The organism is Actinoplanes sp. NPDC048967 (genome assembly GCF_040649415.1).
Classification (GTDB): domain Bacteria; phylum Actinomycetota; class Actinomycetes; order Mycobacteriales; family Micromonosporaceae; genus Actinoplanes.
In genome coordinates this window covers 55232-69701 of the sequence record NZ_JBEZFL010000007.1, presented here as the reverse complement: position 1 = coordinate 69701, position 14470 = coordinate 55232, and the positions used below count along the sequence as shown (strand labels likewise).

Sequence of the window (14470 nt, the reverse complement as noted above, 5' to 3'; positions counted from 1 at the left end):
GGGAGGTGCGCGGGGCAGCGGATCAACGCATTTAAACGTTTCAATGCGCTGACCTTTCGAGCGTAGGGCGAACCACAAGATCCACTCAAGGGGTGCGGGATACGGTGGTGCGCGTGCAGGCACTCGAACTCGCCGACTACCGCGCGGCGGTGGCCCGGATCTACCTGACCGCGACCGACCTCTCCGACTTCCGCGCCCGGCGTGACGAGCTGTTCGCGTACCACCCCCAGTCACCGATCCCGAGCACCGGCGACTTCGAGGGTCTGTCCTACTTCCCGCCCAGCGAGGAGTTCCGCGCGGAGGTGGAGCTGCGCCCGGCGCCGGGCGAGATCGACATCGACACGGGCGGCCCGGACGGCGTGTGCCACTACGACCGGGTCGGCATCCTGGACACCCCGTGGGGCGAGCTGTCGCTGTGGTGGCTGGCCGCGTACGGGGGTGGGCTGTTCCTGCCGGTCCGCGACGCGACCTGCGGCCCCCAGTCGTACGGCGGCGGCCGGTACCTGACGGACACGGTGAAGGGCACCCACGGCCGCGGGCTGGAGATGGTCTCCCGCACCCGCGTCCTGCTGGACCTCAACTACCTCTACAACCCGAGCTGCGCGTACGACGACCAGTGGCTCTGCCCCCTGGCGCCCCCGGAGAACAGGCTGACCACCGCGATCACCGCCGGCGAGCTCAAGTACCACTGACCACGCGTCCGATTTCTTCAAGACGGTGCCGCCGCCGGGCTCCTACGCTTCGGCCATGGATGACGTCTTCGCCGCTGCCGAGCGGTTCGTCCGGGCCGAGGCCCGGCTGCTGGAGCAACGCCTGTTCGACACGCTCTTCCACGGGGCACCGGCCGGTGGGGTCGTCGACGCCCTGCGCGGTTACCAGAACGAGGACGGCGGTTTCGGCCACGGGCTCGAGCCGGACAAGCGCTGCCCGGCCAGCCTGCCCCTGGACGTCGAGATCGCCCTGCAGACCCTCGTGGCCGCCCGGACCACCGATCCGGAGATGCTGCGGCGGGCGGCCGGCTTCCTCGACAGTGTCGCGGTCGACGGCGCGGTCTCCCTGGCCGCGCCGGTGATCGAGGCCTACCCGCGCGCCGAGCACATGACGGACTGGACCTACGTGCCGGGGCTGAACCCGACCGCCGGGCTGGCCGGTCTGCTGTACCAGCTCGACGTCGCCCACCCGTGGCGCGACGCGGCCACCCGCTACTGCTGGCAGGCGCTGGACGAGAACCCGCCACCCGACGACGCGCACGCCCTGCTGGAGGTTTTCGCCTTCCTGGCCCACGTGCCCGACCGGGATCGCGCGGACAAGCTGGTCCCCGCCGTGACCGAGCGGCTGATGACCACCTCGATGTTCCACCTCGACCCCGAGACCGAGGGGTACGGCCTGACCCCGTTGCACTTCGCCCCGACCCCGGACTCGCGCTGGCGGTCCCTGTTCACCGACGCCCAGCTCGACGGGCACCTCGACCACCTGCTGCAGGCCCAGCAGCCGGACGGTGGCTGGGCGCTCACCTGGGAACCGCCGAGCACCGCGTCCCGGCTGGCGTGGCGCGGCCGGGTCACCGTGGAGGCGCTCCGCACGCTGGAGTCGTACGGCCGGCTGCGACGATGAGGCCATGCGTGCGGTGATCTACGACCGGTTCGGTGAACTGCCCGAGCTTCGCGACGTCCGCGACCCGGAGCCACCCGACGGCGGGGTCGTCGTGGCCGTCCGCGCGACCGGGCTGTGCCGCAGCGACTGGCACGGCTGGCGCGGCCACGACACCGACATCCGGCTGCCGCACGTCCCGGGTCACGAGTTCGCCGGGGAGATCACCGCGGTCGGTGCGGGCGTCCGGGGCTGGCAGGCCGGCGACCGCGTCACCGCGCCGTTCGTCTGCGCGTGCGGCACCTGTCCGGCCTGCCTGGCCGGCGACCAGCAGGTGTGCCACCGGCAGGAACAGCCCGGCTTCACCTACTGGGGCTCGTTCGCCGACCTCGTCGTGGTGCCGCACGCCGGGACCAACCTGGTGCGCCTGGACGACCGGATCAGCTTCGCCGCGGCCGCCACCCTGGGCTGCCGGTTCGCGACGGCCTTCCGGGCGGTGGTGACCCAGGGCCGGGTCCGGCCCGGCGAGTGGGTCGTGGTGCACGGATGCGGCGGTGTCGGGCTGTCCGCGGTGATGATCGCGGCGGCGGCGGGTGCCCGGGTGGTCGCCGTCGACGTGTCGGCCGAGGCGCTGGCCCTGGCCCGGCACTTCGGCGCGACCGCCACGGTCGACGCCACGACTCCGGTGGTCCAGGCGATCCGGGAGCTCACCGGCGGCGGCGCGCACGTCTCCCTCGACGCGCTGGGCAGCCAGGTCACCCTCACCGCCTCGATCGAGGGGCTGCGCCGGCGGGGGCGGCACGTGCAGGTGGGACTGCTGCCCGCGGTGACCGGCCGCCCGACAATGCCGATGGAGCTGGTCGTCGCGCACGAGCTGGAGATCCTGGGCAGCCACGGGATGCCGGCGCACGCGTACCCGGAAATGTTGTCGCTGGTGGAGACGGGCGCGCTGCGCCCCGGCGAGCTGATCACCGGTGAGCTCGCGCTCCCGGACGCCCCGGCGGCCCTGGCCGCCATGGACGGCGCCGCCCCGGCCGGCGTTCAGGTCATCGTGCCCTGAGCTCCTAGTACTTTGGGACGATCTGGCGGCGGTGGGCCGTCCGTACGATCAGTACGTGCTCGAACTGCTGCGCTCGATCCGGGACGAGCCCCGCTCCCCGCACCCGCCGGAGCGGGTGTGGCGGGACTGGGCGCTGGTCGCCGTGCTGGTGCCGCTCGCCGTGCTCGAAGGGCTGCTGCGTCCCGAACTGCCGTGGCGGTTCGTCTCGGTCGCCGTGGTCGTCGCGCTGGTGCCGACTCTGCTGTGGCGCCGGACCCGGCCGCTGCTGATGGTGGCCATCGGTTTCGGGGTCAGCGGGCTCCTCCCGGCGCTGGAGATGTACACGGTCGCCTTCGTGCTGATCCTGCTCTACGCCCTGCTGCGCTGGGGTTCCGGTCGCGAGGCCGTGCTCGGGCTGGCCGTCGTGCTGGCCAAGGGCGTGCTCGCCGCGGCCGCCGGGCAGCTCGGCGGGGCCGACCTGGTCGCCGGTCCGGCCGTCATCTCCGCGACCGTGGCCCTCGGCCTGGCCGCGCGGTACCGGGCCCGGGCCCGGCAGCGCGAGCTGGAGCAGGTCGCCCTGCTCGAACGCGAACGGCTGGCCCGGGACCTGCACGACACCGTGGCCCACCACGTGTCCGCGATGGCCATCCGGGCCCAGGCCGGCCTGGCCACCGCGCCGAACGACCCGGCCGCCGCCACCGACGCCCTGCGGATCATCGAGGCCGAGGCCTCCCGGGCGCTGGCCGAGATGCGCAGCATGGTCCGCGTGCTGCGGCACGACCGGCCGGCCGAGCCCGAGCCCGACCCCGGTCCCCGCCTGGAGGACCTGGCCACGCTGGCCGGCCGCTCCCGCACCGGCCCACCGGTCGACGTGGGCCTCACCGGTGACCTCACCGGCATCCCGTCCCCGGTCGGGGCGGCGATCTTCCGGCTGGCCCAGGAATCGGTGACCAACGCCCGGCGGCACGCCCGGCACGCGACCCGCATCGAGGTCCGGGTCAGCGCCGATCCCACCGCGGTGCGGCTGCGGGTCAGCGACGACGGCGAGAGCCGCCCGCCGCGGACCGGCGCACCGGGCTACGGCCTGATCGGCATGGCCGAGCGCGCCGGGCTGCTCGGCGGCACCTGCGAGGCCGGCCCCGGCCCGGGCCGCGGCTGGACCGTCACCGCGGTGCTGCCCCGCGGCGAAGCGCCGGCGTGAGCATCCGGGTGGTCGTCGCCGACGACCAGGAGATCGTCCGGACCGGGCTCACGATGATCCTCAACTCGCAGCCGGGCATCGAGGTCGTCGGCCAGGCCGGGAACGGCCGGCGGGCTGTCGAACTGGCCCGGCACCTGCGGCCCGACGTGTGCCTCTTCGACATCCGGATGCCCGGCGTCGACGGCATCGCGGCCACCCGAGCGCTGGCCGGGCCGGACGTCACCGATCCGCTCGCGGTGGTCGTCATCACGACCTTCGACCTCGACGAGTACGTGTACGCCGCACTGCGCGCCGGGGCCCGCGGCTTCCTGCTCAAGGACGCCGGGACGGCGATGCTGGCCCAGGCCGTGCACGCCGCCGCGGACGGGGAGGCGCTGATCGCGCCGAGCATCACCGCGCGGCTGCTGCGGACGTTCGCCCGTTCCGGGCCCGCGGCGGCGGTGCAGCCCGTCGACCCGCTGACCGACCGCGAGGAGCAGGTGCTGGGCGCGGTGGCCCGCGGGCGGACGAACGCCGAGATCGCCGCCGAGCTGCGCATCACCCTCAGCACGGTGAAGACCCACGTCACCAGCCTGATGAACAAACTCGGCGCCCGGAACCGGGTGGAGATCGCGATCTGGGCCTACGAGACGCACCGGGTGCACGGGCGCTGACGCCGAAAGTACGGTCCGGCCACCGGACCTGGGACCGATGAGCCGGCCGGCGCCGCTCGGCACCATCAGGCCATGACGAATTCCTCCCCCCGGTCCGAGTGGCGGGTCACGGCGGGTCTGCTGCTGCTCAGCGCCGTACCGGTGCTCGCCGGCGGCGTCCGGGTGACCGAACTGGCCGCCGGCGCCGAGGCCACACCGGCCAACGCCCGCTTCCTCGCCGTGCCGCTGCCGGTGGTCGTGCACATCATCGGCGCCTCCCTGTTCTGCCTGCTGGGGGCGTTCCAGTTCCACCGCGGGCTGCGCCGGCGCCGACCCCGATGGCACCGGATCGCCGGTCGTGTCCTGGTGCCGTGCGGCCTGGCCGCGGCGGTGACCGGGGTGTGGATGACCCTGTACTACCCGCTGCCGGCGTTCGACGGCCCGCGCTTCGGGGTCCTCGGGCTGGCCCGGCTGGGCTTCGGGACGGTCATGGCGGTGGCGATCGTGCTCAGCTTCCTGGCGATCCGGCGGCGCGACATCGCCCGGCACCGCGCGTGGATGATCCGGGCGTACGCCATCGGCCAGGGCGCGGGCACCCAGGCGCTGACCCACGCGCCGTGGGTGCTGACGGCCGGTCAGCCCGGCGTGGGCACCCGGGCGGTGCTGATGATCGCCGCCTGGACGATCAACCTGGCGGTGGCGGAATGGATCATCCGGCGCCGTCCCCGCCCGGTCGGGTCACGCCCGGGCGCCGCCGTCGACCGGGAGCACGGCGCCGGTCACGAAGGCGGCCCGGTCGCTGAGCAGCCACGCCGCGGCCTCGGCGATCTCGGCCGGATCGGCTGACCGGCGCAGCGGCGTCGCGGCGATGAGGCGGTCCGTCAGGCCGGGCGAGTCCGCCTCCCAGGTACGGATCATCTCGGTGCTCGTGTTGCCGGGCGCGATCGCGTTGACCCGGATGCCCTGCGGCCCGTACGTGACGGCGGCCGACTCCGTGAGGCTGTTGACCGCGCGTTTCATCGCCCCGTACGCGGGCAGCGCCGGATTGCCCCGCAGACTGCCCACGCTGGAGTTGTTGACGATGGCCCCGGCGCCGGCCGTCTCCCGGATGGCACCGATCTCGGCCACCATGGCCAGCCACACACCTCGGAGGTTCACCGCGTACAGCTCGTCGAAGTGCTCCTCCCGTACCTGGTCGAACGGCACCGGTGGGGTGATGGTGGCACCGTTGTTGAAGGCGACGTCGAGCCGCCCGAAGACCTCGACGGTCCGCGCGACGGCGGCCCGCACACTGTCGGCGTCGGCCAGATCGCAGACCACGTGGTCCGCGCGGCCGCCGTCCCGCCGGATCTCCTCGGTCACGGCCTTCAACTGTTGCCCGGTACGCGCGGCCAGCAGCACCCGGGCGCCCTCGCGAGCGAACAGGCGGGCCGCGGCGGCGCCGATGCCCCGCCCGGCGCCGGAGACGAAGGCGACCTTGCCGGCCAGCAGGCCCTCATTGGTGTTGTTCATGGTTGCGACCCTGCGCCCGCCGCCGGGACCCTATCCAGGCATCGTCGGTGCCTGGATAGCCACCGTCGTACGCGACGACACTGGGCGGGTGGACAAGCGACAGCTCGCGGATTTCCTCCGTTCCCGGCGGGAACGGATCACGCCGGCCGACGTGGGGCTCCCGGCCGGCCCGCGCCGCCGCACCCCTGGGCTGCGCCGCGAGGAGGTGGCGCAGCTGGCGTTCATCTCGACCGAGTACTACACCCGGCTGGAGCAGAGCCGCGGCCCGAACCCGTCCCGCGAGGTGCTCGCCGGCCTGGCCCGGGCCCTGCGCCTGGCCGACGCCGAACGCGACCATCTGCACCACCTGGCCGGGCAGCCACCGGGTCCGCCACCCGGCCCGTCCCGCGAGGTCCGGCCGAGCATCCTGGATCTGCTGCGACGCCTGCCGCTCACGGCCGCGATCGTCACCTCCGCGACCTACGAGGTGATCGCCTGGAACGCCCTGGCCGCCGCGCTGATGGAGGACTTCTCCGCGCGCTCCCGCCGGGACCGCAACCTGGTGCGGCGCGTCTTCCTCGGCCCGCACCTCGACGGCCGCCGCCTGTACGGAGTTTCCGACGCGGATGCGTTCGCCCGCATGTCCGCCCTGCACCTGCGGGCCACCGCCGCCCGCTATCCCGGCGACCCGGAGGTGAGCGAGCTGATCCACGACCTCCTGACGGGCAGCGAGGACTTCGCCCGGCTGTGGAGCTCGAACGACATCCGCACGGTGCCGGCCCTCATCAAGACGTTTCAACACCCGCAGGTCGGCCCGGTCACCGTCAACTGCGACGTGCTGGACATCGCGGACCGGGACCAGCGGGTGGTCATCTACACCGCGGCTCCCGGCTCGCCGTCCGAGGCGGCCCTGCATCTGCTCTCGGTCATCGGCACCCAGCGGATGACCACCACGGTCAGGCGGTGATGCGGTCCAGCCATTCGCCCAGCAGCACCTTCTCGCCAGTCGAGAGGCTTTCGAGTGCGGGCAAGGCGGCGTGCAGAGCCACGGCCGCGGTCACCGGCCCGGGCTCCCGGCCGACGGGCCGCTCGGTGCTGATCGCCGCGATGACCGCCTCCCGGGCGGTGACCGACAGAGCCGGCTCGCGCTGATCCGCCGGGGTGGCGATCAGCGCGAGGGTGACGCCGGAACCGGCCGCGTGCACGAGCGAGGCCGCCAGCGCCTCGGAGACCCGCAGCCGGCCGGCCTCGGCGATCCGCCTGATGTGCCCGGCCAGCACGTCGGCCGCCGCGTGGGTGGCCGCCGAGGCGGCATGCCCGGTGCGGGGCCGGCCGTACATCAAGGTATAGAGCGCGGGATTGGCCAGCCCCAGCTCGACGTGCAGGTCCCAGCCGCGGCGCAGGTCGGCCACCGGGTCGTCGGACAGCGGCGCCGTGGACTTGGTGGCCAGATACTGCTGGAGCCCGTGAGTCGCGATCGCGTCGAGCAGTCCCTGCTTGTCGCCGAAGAACCGGTAGATGGTCGGCGGCTGCACCCCGGCGGCGGCGCTGACGGCCCGCGTGGAGATGGCGTCCTCGCCGCCTGCGGTCAGCAGCTCCAGAGCCGCGCCGACGATGCGGTCACGCGTGTTGTCACTCACAATTCCAATGATATCTCAGACTTGATTCCACTGGTATTTCCAGTGGTACGGTCTCTGTGTTATCACTGGAAAGGACTTCACATGATCATCGTTACCGGAGCCGGCGGACAGCTGGGCCGCGCCGTCCTCGACAACCTCCTGGAGCAGGTGCCGGCCGATCAGCTCGCGGCCAGCGCCCGCGATCCACAGCAGCTCACCGGCCTGCAACAGCGCGGCGTCCGGGTCCGGCCAGGCGACTTCGACGACCCCGCCGGCCTGAGCGACGCCTTCGAGGGAGCGTCCACCGTGCTCGTCGTCTCGGTGAACAGCACCGGGGAAGAGTCCGTGCGCCGGCACCGCAACGCCGTCGACGCCGCCGTCGCGGCGGGCGCCAAGCGGATCGTCTACACCAGCCACATGGGTGCCGACCCGGCTTCGCCGTTCCCGCCGATGCCCGACCACGCCGCGACCGAGGAGGCTCTGCGGCAGGCCGGCGTGGCGTTCACCTCGCTGCGCAACGGCTTCTACGCCAGCACGGTCCCGCTGCTGCTCGGGCACGCGCTGGAGACGGGCGAGCTGCGGGTGCCCGCGGACGGCCCGGTCGCCTGGACCACCCACGCCGACCTGGCCGCGGCGGCCGCGCGGATCCTCATCGACGGCGGGTTCGACGGTTTCACCCCGCCGCTGACCGGCCCGGCAGCGGTCGACATGACCCGGGTGGCCGAGATCGCGGCGCAGCGCACCGGCCGGCCGATCCGCCGGGTGGTCGTCTCGGACGAGGAATACCGACAGGGACTGCTCGCCGCGGGCCTGCCCGAGGCGGCCGCCGACATGCTGGTGGGCCTGTTCGCCGCGAGCCGGCACGGCGACTTCGGGCCCGCCGACCCGACCCTGGCCGGCCTGCTGGGCCGGCCCGCCACCAGCATCGAGGACTACCTGGTCAGCTCGCTGCCGGCCGGTCCGGGGCGATGAGCGACCACACCTCGGTGTCGTGGCGGACACCTTGATAGAGAAACTCCCCGCGCAGCACGCCGTCGAGGCGCATCCCCAGGCGGCGGGCGACGTTCGAGCTCGCGGTGTTGTCCGTACGGCAGTGCCACTCGACGCGGAAGATGCCCCGCACCTCGATCGCCCAGTCGATGAGGAGCCGGGCGGCGCGGGTGATCAGGCCGCGGCCCTGGGCGGCCGGCTCCAGCCAGCAGCCGACCTCACAGGTGCCCGCGGCCACGTCGAAGTGGACGAACATGACGCCGCCGACGAGCGTGCCGTCGAGCCAGATGCCGTGCAGCCGGCCGCTGTCACCGGCCGCCTTGTCCGCGTAGCGCTGCAGGGTCACCGTCGCGGACTCCAGATCGGTGCTGAGGCCCGCCCACGGGATCCACGGGTCCACGGTGGCCCGGGCCCGGTCCATGTGGGCGAGGAATTCCGGCGCCTGCCACGGCTCCAGGGGCCGCAGCTGCGCTCCCCCGCCAAGATCGATCGCGTACATCCCGGCAGCCTACCCAGGCGTGACGACGAGTCCGGGCACCGCGACACCGATCCGGCCCGGGTATTCGGCCGCCGCCTCGGCAACGGCGGCACGGTGGTCGGTGCCCGGCCACAGATGGGCGAGCAGCAGGTGCCGCGCCCCCGCTTCCCGGGCCTGCCGGCCCGCATCCCGCGGACCACTGAGCAGACCCCGATCATCCAGCGGTACGCCGCCCAGATGCGTCGCGTCGGCGATCAGCAGATCCGCGTCCCGGGCCAGCGCCACCACCTCGGGACTCGGGCCGCAGTCCCCCGTGTACGCCAGCACCCGCCCACCGGCGGCCAGCCGGATCCCCGCGTTCGGCACAAAATGCGGCAGCAGCCGGGTCGACGCGGTGAACGGGCCGACCCGGAAGGGCTCCCCCGGCGTGAGCTCGTGCAGCACGTAGGCGTCGTCGAGCATCCCCGGCCGGTCCAGCGCCAGGACCGCGTCGAGCGCGCCCGGCAGCGCGAAGACCGGTAACGGTGCCGGTGGATCCGCGCTCAGCGCCCGGGCGCGCAACAGCGGGTTCAGGTCCGCGCAGTGGTCGGGGTGGCCGTGGCTGACAAAGACCGCGTCGACCGGCCCGGGCAGCCGCGGCATGGTGCCGTAGCCCAGGTCGAGCACCAGCCGGAAGCCGTCGTGCTCGACGAGGTAGCCACTGCAGGCCGAGCCCGGCTCCGGCCACGCGCCGCAGGCCCCCAGCACGGTCAGCCGCATCCGCAACCGCCACTCAGCGAATTCACAACAAAAACGCGCATAGTGGAGAACGCCCCCGTCCGGCCTTGGAGGTCTTCATGGGTCTCGTGCTCGCCATCGTGAGCTTGGTGTTGCTGCTGCTGCAGGTGTTGCTGATCGCCCGGGCGGTGCTCGACTGGACCGTGGCGCTGGCCGGGCCGTCCGCGTACGGGTCCGTGCGTTCCCGGCTCTCCGCCGGGGTGCACGCGGTGACCGAGCCGATCCTGGCCCCGGTCCGCCGGGTCGTGCCGCCGTTGCGTCTCGGCGGGATGTCCATCGACCTGGCCTTCATCGTGGTCTTCCTGGCCATCGTGATCATCCGCTCGCTGATCGGCTGACTCCCTCCGGCCTCCTCTGATCGACGACGGCCCGGCTGAGTGATCAGCCGGGCCGTCGCTTGCTCAGGCGGGCTCGGGCACGTTGCCGGGATCGCCCTCGGGCACGTTGCCCGGGTCGTCGGGGCCGGGCATCGGCTCGACCGGGGGTGGGGGCAACGTCTCCGGGGTGTCCGGGGACAGCTCACCCGGATCGTCGGGGACGGGCTCGCTCGGGTCGATCGGCGGGTAGTTGTCCGGGTCCGGACCTGGCTGCACCATGGCCATCAGTCTGCCCCACCGCCCGGCCGGGCCGAAGACTCCCCGATCCCCGGCGCGCCGGGTGGCCGACGCGCGGGGTAGCCGACGCGACGCGGCGCCGCGTGACGACGGCCGGGCGTGTGGCTCAGGCGCCGACCTCGCCGTCGATGCCCTCGCGCAGGAAGTCCGCGTGGCCGTTGTGCCGGGCGTACTCGTGGATCATGTGCAGCATCACCAGGCGCAGTGAGACCTGCTCGCCCCACCGCGCCTGGTAGCCCGTCACGTCCAGCGACTCGGCCGCCCGTTCGATGCGGCGGGCATGCTCGACCTCCTCCTGCCACGCGCCGAACGCCTCAGCCCGGGTGGACGCCGACGCGTCGTACGCGGCCTGGAAGTCACCCTCGGCCGACCAGCGCAGCGGGATGTCCTCGGCGTTGATGACCCGGCGGAACCAGGTGCGCTCGACCTCCGCCATGTGCCGCACCAGGCCCAGCAGAGTCAGCGTGGACGGCGGCATCGAGCGTTGCCGCAGCTCCTCGTCCGACAGGTCCTGGCACTTCATCGCCAGCGTCGCCCGGTGGTAGTCCAGGTAGGCGCGCAGTGTCTCGCGTTCCCCGCCGAGCAGCGGTGGGTCTATCCGGTCGTCCTGCACAGGCCCCTCATTCGTTGCGGGCCGCCTCCGGGCCGGTGATCCGGCGCAGCAGCGGCATCGTGGACGCGATCACGGCGAGCGACGCCGCGAGCCCGGCGACCACGATGACATAGAACGAGATCCCGGGTGGGCTCAGCGACAACCTCATCTGCGCGGTCAGGAACAGATGGGCGGCCAGCAGACCGGAGCCCAGCGCCACTGTCGCGGCGATCACCAGCGGGGTGACGCTCTCCAGCGCGACCACCCGGCGCAGCGTGCCCAGCGGGACGCCGGTGAGCCGCAGCATGCTGAAGGGGCGCTTGCGCTCGCTCAGGCCACCCGCCACGCTCACCGCCAGGCTGCACCCGGCGATGGCCAGGCTGGCCAGGATCACCACGTCGGCCAGCCGCTTCCAGCCCTCGAAAACCTTGGCCGTCTCGGCCATGAACTCCACGCTGGAATACGGCGAGTAGAGCATCGGGTGGGCCAGCTGCAGGATCGTCCGCGCCCGTTCCAGCGCGGGCGTCGAGCCGTCCGTCACGGTCACGACCGACTGAGCGCTGAAGGTGCTCAACCGGGCCGGGTCGACGTCCGCGGCGGGCCACGGTCCGGTCCACTCGTCCGGGCCGGTCAGGTCGGGCCACACCCAGACGGTACGGACCCCGGCAGCGCACGGGGTCACGCCCGGCAGCCCGGCGATGTCGTCGCATGAGGCCAGCACGTAAGGCCAGAAGGTGGTGGAACCGGGCGGGGCCTCGGGCACTGGCACGCTCGCCGGCGGGATCCGGGTCACGGCGACACCCAGGACACCCGGCTGCGCCGCCAGCCCGGCCGGGACCGGATCACCGATCGGCGCCGCATCCCGATCCCGGAACAGGGTGATCAGGTTGGCGGCATCAGGCGCCCGGCTCGGCGTGCCCCGGTCGGCGGCGATCGAACCCATCACCCCGACGGCCACGCTCGTGACGAACAGCGCCAGCACCAGGCCGCTGACCGAGCGGAAGCCGGCCCGTGGGTTGTCGGCCAGGCGGCGGGCCGCGATCAGCGCGGCCGGCCGCTTGGCCCGGCGCGCGACCAGCCGGGAGCCGGCCATGGTCAGCCACGGGCCGGCCACGAGCAGGCCGATCATGACGACGAAGATGCCCGGCAGGAAGGCCATGATCTGCCCGTTGGTGGTGCCGGGCCGGCGGCCCACGAAGTACGCCAGCTCGCCCAGGCCGGCCGCGAGCGGGATCAGCCGCCAGGCCCGGGGCGGGCGGGGCGTGACCCGCCGGGTGACGCCCAGCGGGGAGATCCGCACCCGGCGCAGAGCCAGCCGGGCCGCGAGCGCGGCGACCACGGGCACCCCGAGCGCCACGCCGACGAAGGTCACCGGGTCGAGCGCCAGGTCCTCGGGGAACATCGGGGCGCCGGTGAACGGGATGGCCGCCACCGTGTCCCGGACGAGGAAGAACAGGACGAAACCCAGGACCGTACCGGCGAGTGCGGAGACCATGGACTCCACCGCGGACACCGTGGAGACCTGCGCCGGGGTCGCGCCGACCAGCCGCATCGCCGCGAACCGCTGCTCGCGGCGGGTGGCGGCGAGGCGGGTGGCCGTACCGATGAGGATGAACAGGGGGAAGATCAGGGCGGCCGCCACCACCGCCAGGATCAGCTGGAGGCCGGAGGTCGGGATGCCTCGCCAGCAGCCGTTCGGGCACTGCTCCGGCGGGGTCGCCGCGATCGTTCCGACCCGGGTGACACCGGCGCGCCGGGCCAGCTCCGCGGGGGTGTAGCCGACGACGGCGACCAGCGAGTCCGGGGCGGGCAGCGCGTCGCGGCCGATCGTGCCGGCCAGGCGGCGGCCCGGGAAGCGGTCGGCCAGCTGGGCCGCCGGGGTGTCCGCGATCAGCTTGGCCAGCTCCGGCGACGCGAAATACTCCCCCGGGCCGGGCAGCCGGGGCAGGCCCGGCGGCACCGGCGAGAGCGGACCGGTCGCGGCCAGATCGACCCGGCCGACGGTACGGCTGTCGAAGCCGTCCACCCGCAACTGCCACCACAGGGGATCGACGCCCTGCTCGGCGCCGGGCGCGTCCGCCGAGTTGGCCCAGCCGTACCGGTCGTTCTGACTGGTCACGCCGTTCAGCCCGGTGAGCGCCAGCAGCAGCATGCCCACTCCGAGGGCCACGGCCAGGGCGATGACGATCAGGCGTACCGCTGCCTCCCGGCCACCGGCGAGCGTGAGCCGCAGCCCGAAGCGGATCATGCGATCGCCTCGGCGGTCAGCGAGTGCACCCGGCCGTCACGGACGACGACCTCGCGGTCGGCGTACGCGGCGACCCGCGGCTCGTGGGTGACCAGCACGACCGTGGTGCCCTCCGCCCGGGCCGCGTTGACCAGCAGGTCCATGACCTGCTCGCCGGTGAGCGAGTCGAGCGCGCCGGTCGGCTCGTCGGCGAACAGCACCCGCGGCCGGGCCACCAGCCCCCGGGCCAGGGCGACCCGCTGGGCCTGACCGCCGGAGAGCTCGCCGGAGCGGCGCTCCTCGAGGCCGTCGAGGCCGAGCCGGCCGAACCAGGCCCGGGCCTCGGCCACCGCCGCCGCCCGCCGCATCCCGTTGAGCAGCAGCGGCAGGGCGACGTTCTCCTGCGCGCTGAGCTCGGGCACGAGCTGGCCGAACTGGAAGACGAAGCCGAACTTGTCCCGCCGCAGGCGGCTGCGCTCGGTCTCGCCGAGCCGGTCCACCCGCCGGCCCTCGAAGAGGATCTCGCCGGACTCCGGCACCAGGATGCCGGCCAGGCAGTGCAGCAGCGTGGACTTGCCGGAGCCGCTCGGACCCATGATGGCCAGCAGCTCACCCTCGGCGACGGCAAGGTCGGCGCCGCGCAGCGCGGGCGTCTCACCGAACGACAGGACGACGTCGCGCGCCTCGATGACGGTCATGACCGGACCTCCTTGGCCAGGGCGTCGAGCCGGGCCGAGGTCAGGTCGATCCAGCGCAGATCGGCCTCCAGGTGGAACAGGCCGTGGTCGGCGAGCAGGGCGTCGACCAGGCCGCCGGTGCGTTTGATCTCGGTGAGCTCGCGCATCCGTTGCAGGTGGGCGGCGCGCTGGGTGTCGAGATAGCCCTCGGCGTTGCGCCCGAGCATGAGCGCGAGGGTCACCTTGGCGAAGAGCACGGTCTGCAGGTGCGGCTCGGGGGCGACGGGCTCGGTCAGCCAGCCGTCCACCTCGGTCGCGCCGAGATCGGTGATGATGTAGCGCTTGCGGTCGGGACCCTCGCCCGGCTCCAGGTCGCTGATGACGACCTTGCCGTCGCGGGCCAGGCGGGACAGCGTGGCATAGACCTGGCCGAACGAGAGCGGCTTGCCACGCCCGAAGTATGCGTCGTAGTCGCGCTTGAGGTCATAGCCGTGGCTGGGTTCACGTTCGAGAAGCCCCAGAAGGGTCAGCGGCACCGTCATG

General features: G+C 73.5%; 18 protein-coding genes. 9 read left to right on the top strand and 9 right to left on the bottom strand.

Annotated features, from left to right (window positions below):
* Positions 1-113: 113 nt before the first annotated feature.
* The 6 genes from AB0C12_RS28610 (at position 114) to AB0C12_RS28585 (ending at position 5308) form a co-directional block, all read left to right on the top strand.
* The gene (locus tag AB0C12_RS28610; protein WP_360552928.1) at positions 114-692 is read left to right on the top strand and encodes a DUF1684 domain-containing protein; all 579 of its coding nucleotides are present in this window, start codon (positions 114-116) and stop codon (positions 690-692) included.
* Between the two features lie 55 nt (positions 693-747).
* Entirely contained in the window at positions 748-1614 is an 867-nt protein-coding gene (locus tag AB0C12_RS28605) for a hypothetical protein (RefSeq protein ID WP_360552927.1), read from the top strand.
* Positions 1615-1618: 4 nt separating this feature from the next.
* A complete protein-coding gene (locus AB0C12_RS28600) occupies positions 1619-2650 on the top strand; it encodes an alcohol dehydrogenase catalytic domain-containing protein (RefSeq protein WP_360552926.1) in 1032 nt (343 codons plus the stop codon).
* 55 nt (positions 2651-2705) lie between these two features.
* A complete protein-coding gene (locus AB0C12_RS28595; protein WP_360552925.1) occupies positions 2706-3830 on the top strand; it encodes a histidine kinase in 1125 nt (374 codons plus the stop codon).
* The gene (locus AB0C12_RS28590; RefSeq protein WP_360552924.1) at positions 3827-4483 is read left to right on the top strand and encodes a response regulator transcription factor; all 657 of its coding nucleotides are present in this window, start codon (positions 3827-3829) and stop codon (positions 4481-4483) included. The genes AB0C12_RS28595 and AB0C12_RS28590 overlap by 4 nt, the downstream gene beginning before the upstream one ends.
* A gap of 72 nt (positions 4484-4555) precedes the next feature.
* Positions 4556-5308 carry a DUF2306 domain-containing protein gene (locus tag AB0C12_RS28585; protein WP_360552923.1) on the top strand — a complete coding sequence of 251 codons (753 nt, stop codon included), beginning with the start codon at positions 4556-4558 and terminating at the stop codon, positions 5306-5308.
* Here AB0C12_RS28585 and AB0C12_RS28580 read toward each other — a convergent pair.
* On the bottom strand, positions 5201-5974 hold the full coding sequence (locus AB0C12_RS28580; protein WP_360552922.1) for a glucose 1-dehydrogenase: 774 nt from the start codon (positions 5972-5974) through the stop codon (positions 5201-5203). The genes AB0C12_RS28585 and AB0C12_RS28580 overlap by 108 nt on opposite strands.
* 88 nt (positions 5975-6062) lie before the next feature.
* On the opposite strand from AB0C12_RS28580, the gene AB0C12_RS28575 reads away from it, so the two are divergent.
* Entirely contained in the window at positions 6063-6920 is an 858-nt protein-coding gene (locus AB0C12_RS28575; protein WP_360552921.1) for a helix-turn-helix transcriptional regulator, read from the top strand.
* On the opposite strand, the gene AB0C12_RS28570 is transcribed toward AB0C12_RS28575, so the two are convergent.
* Positions 6910-7593, bottom strand: coding sequence for a TetR/AcrR family transcriptional regulator (locus tag AB0C12_RS28570; protein ID WP_360552920.1), 684 nt, complete (start codon positions 7591-7593; stop codon positions 6910-6912). The genes AB0C12_RS28575 and AB0C12_RS28570 overlap by 11 nt on opposite strands.
* A gap of 81 nt (positions 7594-7674) precedes the next feature.
* Here AB0C12_RS28570 and AB0C12_RS28565 point away from each other — a divergent pair, with 81 nt between their 5' ends.
* Positions 7675-8544 carry an NAD(P)H-binding protein gene (locus AB0C12_RS28565; RefSeq protein ID WP_360552919.1) on the top strand — a complete coding sequence of 290 codons (870 nt, stop codon included), beginning with the start codon at positions 7675-7677 and terminating at the stop codon, positions 8542-8544.
* On the opposite strand, the gene AB0C12_RS28560 is transcribed toward AB0C12_RS28565, so the two are convergent.
* The gene (locus AB0C12_RS28560) at positions 8513-9061 is read right to left on the bottom strand and encodes a GNAT family protein (protein ID WP_360552918.1); all 549 of its coding nucleotides are present in this window, start codon (positions 9059-9061) and stop codon (positions 8513-8515) included. The genes AB0C12_RS28565 and AB0C12_RS28560 overlap by 32 nt on opposite strands.
* A 9-nt stretch (positions 9062-9070) precedes the next feature.
* Positions 9071-9799, bottom strand: a complete 729-nt coding sequence (locus tag AB0C12_RS28555; RefSeq protein WP_360552917.1) for an MBL fold metallo-hydrolase — start codon at positions 9797-9799, stop codon at positions 9071-9073.
* 77 nt (positions 9800-9876) lie between these two features.
* On the opposite strand from AB0C12_RS28555, the gene AB0C12_RS28550 reads away from it, so the two are divergent.
* Positions 9877-10155, top strand: a complete 279-nt coding sequence (locus AB0C12_RS28550; protein WP_360552916.1) for a YggT family protein — start codon at positions 9877-9879, stop codon at positions 10153-10155.
* Between the two features lie 63 nt (positions 10156-10218).
* Here AB0C12_RS28550 and AB0C12_RS28545 read toward each other — a convergent pair whose 3' ends face one another.
* The 5 genes from AB0C12_RS28545 to AB0C12_RS28525 all read right to left on the bottom strand — a co-directional run bounded on the left by AB0C12_RS28545 (position 10219) and on the right by AB0C12_RS28525 (position 14469).
* Positions 10219-10413, bottom strand: a complete 195-nt coding sequence (locus tag AB0C12_RS28545) for a hypothetical protein (protein WP_360552915.1) — start codon at positions 10411-10413, stop codon at positions 10219-10221.
* 124 nt (positions 10414-10537) lie between these two features.
* Positions 10538-11044: a DinB family protein gene (locus tag AB0C12_RS28540; RefSeq protein ID WP_360552914.1), complete on the bottom strand. Its 507-nt coding sequence runs from the start codon at positions 11042-11044 to the stop codon at positions 10538-10540.
* A gap of 7 nt (positions 11045-11051) precedes the next feature.
* Positions 11052-13271 (bottom strand): FtsX-like permease family protein, encoded by a 2220-nt coding sequence (locus AB0C12_RS28535; protein ID WP_360552913.1) that lies wholly within the window; start codon positions 13269-13271, stop codon positions 11052-11054.
* Entirely contained in the window at positions 13268-13948 is a 681-nt protein-coding gene (locus AB0C12_RS28530; protein WP_360552912.1) for an ABC transporter ATP-binding protein, read from the bottom strand. Before AB0C12_RS28530 ends, AB0C12_RS28535 begins: the two co-directional genes overlap by 4 nt.
* A complete protein-coding gene (locus AB0C12_RS28525; protein ID WP_360552911.1) occupies positions 13945-14469 on the bottom strand; it encodes a PadR family transcriptional regulator in 525 nt (174 codons plus the stop codon). The genes AB0C12_RS28530 and AB0C12_RS28525 overlap by 4 nt, the downstream gene beginning before the upstream one ends.
* Between the last annotated feature and the right edge of the window lies 1 nt (position 14470).

Bases quoted from the DNA above. Each gene is read 5' to 3' on its own strand.
- AB0C12_RS28565 (WP_360552919.1), top strand. From the start codon at position 7,675: ATGATCATCGTTACCGGAGCCGGCGGACAGCTGGGCCGCGCCGTCCTC.
- AB0C12_RS28580 (WP_360552922.1), bottom strand. From the start codon at position 5,974: ATGAACAACACCAATGAGGGCCTGCTGGCCGGCAAGGTCGCCTTCGTC.
- AB0C12_RS28560 (WP_360552918.1), bottom strand. From the start codon at position 9,061: ATGTACGCGATCGATCTTGGCGGGGGAGCGCAGCTGCGGCCCCTGGAG.
- AB0C12_RS28600 (WP_360552926.1), top strand. From the start codon at position 1,619: ATGCGTGCGGTGATCTACGACCGGTTCGGTGAACTGCCCGAGCTTCGC.
- AB0C12_RS28605 (WP_360552927.1), top strand. From the start codon at position 748: ATGGATGACGTCTTCGCCGCTGCCGAGCGGTTCGTCCGGGCCGAGGCC.
- AB0C12_RS28525 (WP_360552911.1), bottom strand. From the start codon at position 14,469: ATGACGGTGCCGCTGACCCTTCTGGGGCTTCTCGAACGTGAACCCAGC.
- AB0C12_RS28530 (WP_360552912.1), bottom strand. From the start codon at position 13,948: ATGACCGTCATCGAGGCGCGCGACGTCGTCCTGTCGTTCGGTGAGACG.
- AB0C12_RS28550 (WP_360552916.1), top strand. From the start codon at position 9,877: ATGGGTCTCGTGCTCGCCATCGTGAGCTTGGTGTTGCTGCTGCTGCAG.
- AB0C12_RS28545 (WP_360552915.1), bottom strand. From the start codon at position 10,413: ATGGTGCAGCCAGGTCCGGACCCGGACAACTACCCGCCGATCGACCCG.
- AB0C12_RS28535 (WP_360552913.1), bottom strand. From the start codon at position 13,271: ATGATCCGCTTCGGGCTGCGGCTCACGCTCGCCGGTGGCCGGGAGGCA.
- AB0C12_RS28555 (WP_360552917.1), bottom strand. From the start codon at position 9,799: ATGCGGCTGACCGTGCTGGGGGCCTGCGGCGCGTGGCCGGAGCCGGGC.
- AB0C12_RS28585 (WP_360552923.1), top strand. From the start codon at position 4,556: ATGACGAATTCCTCCCCCCGGTCCGAGTGGCGGGTCACGGCGGGTCTG.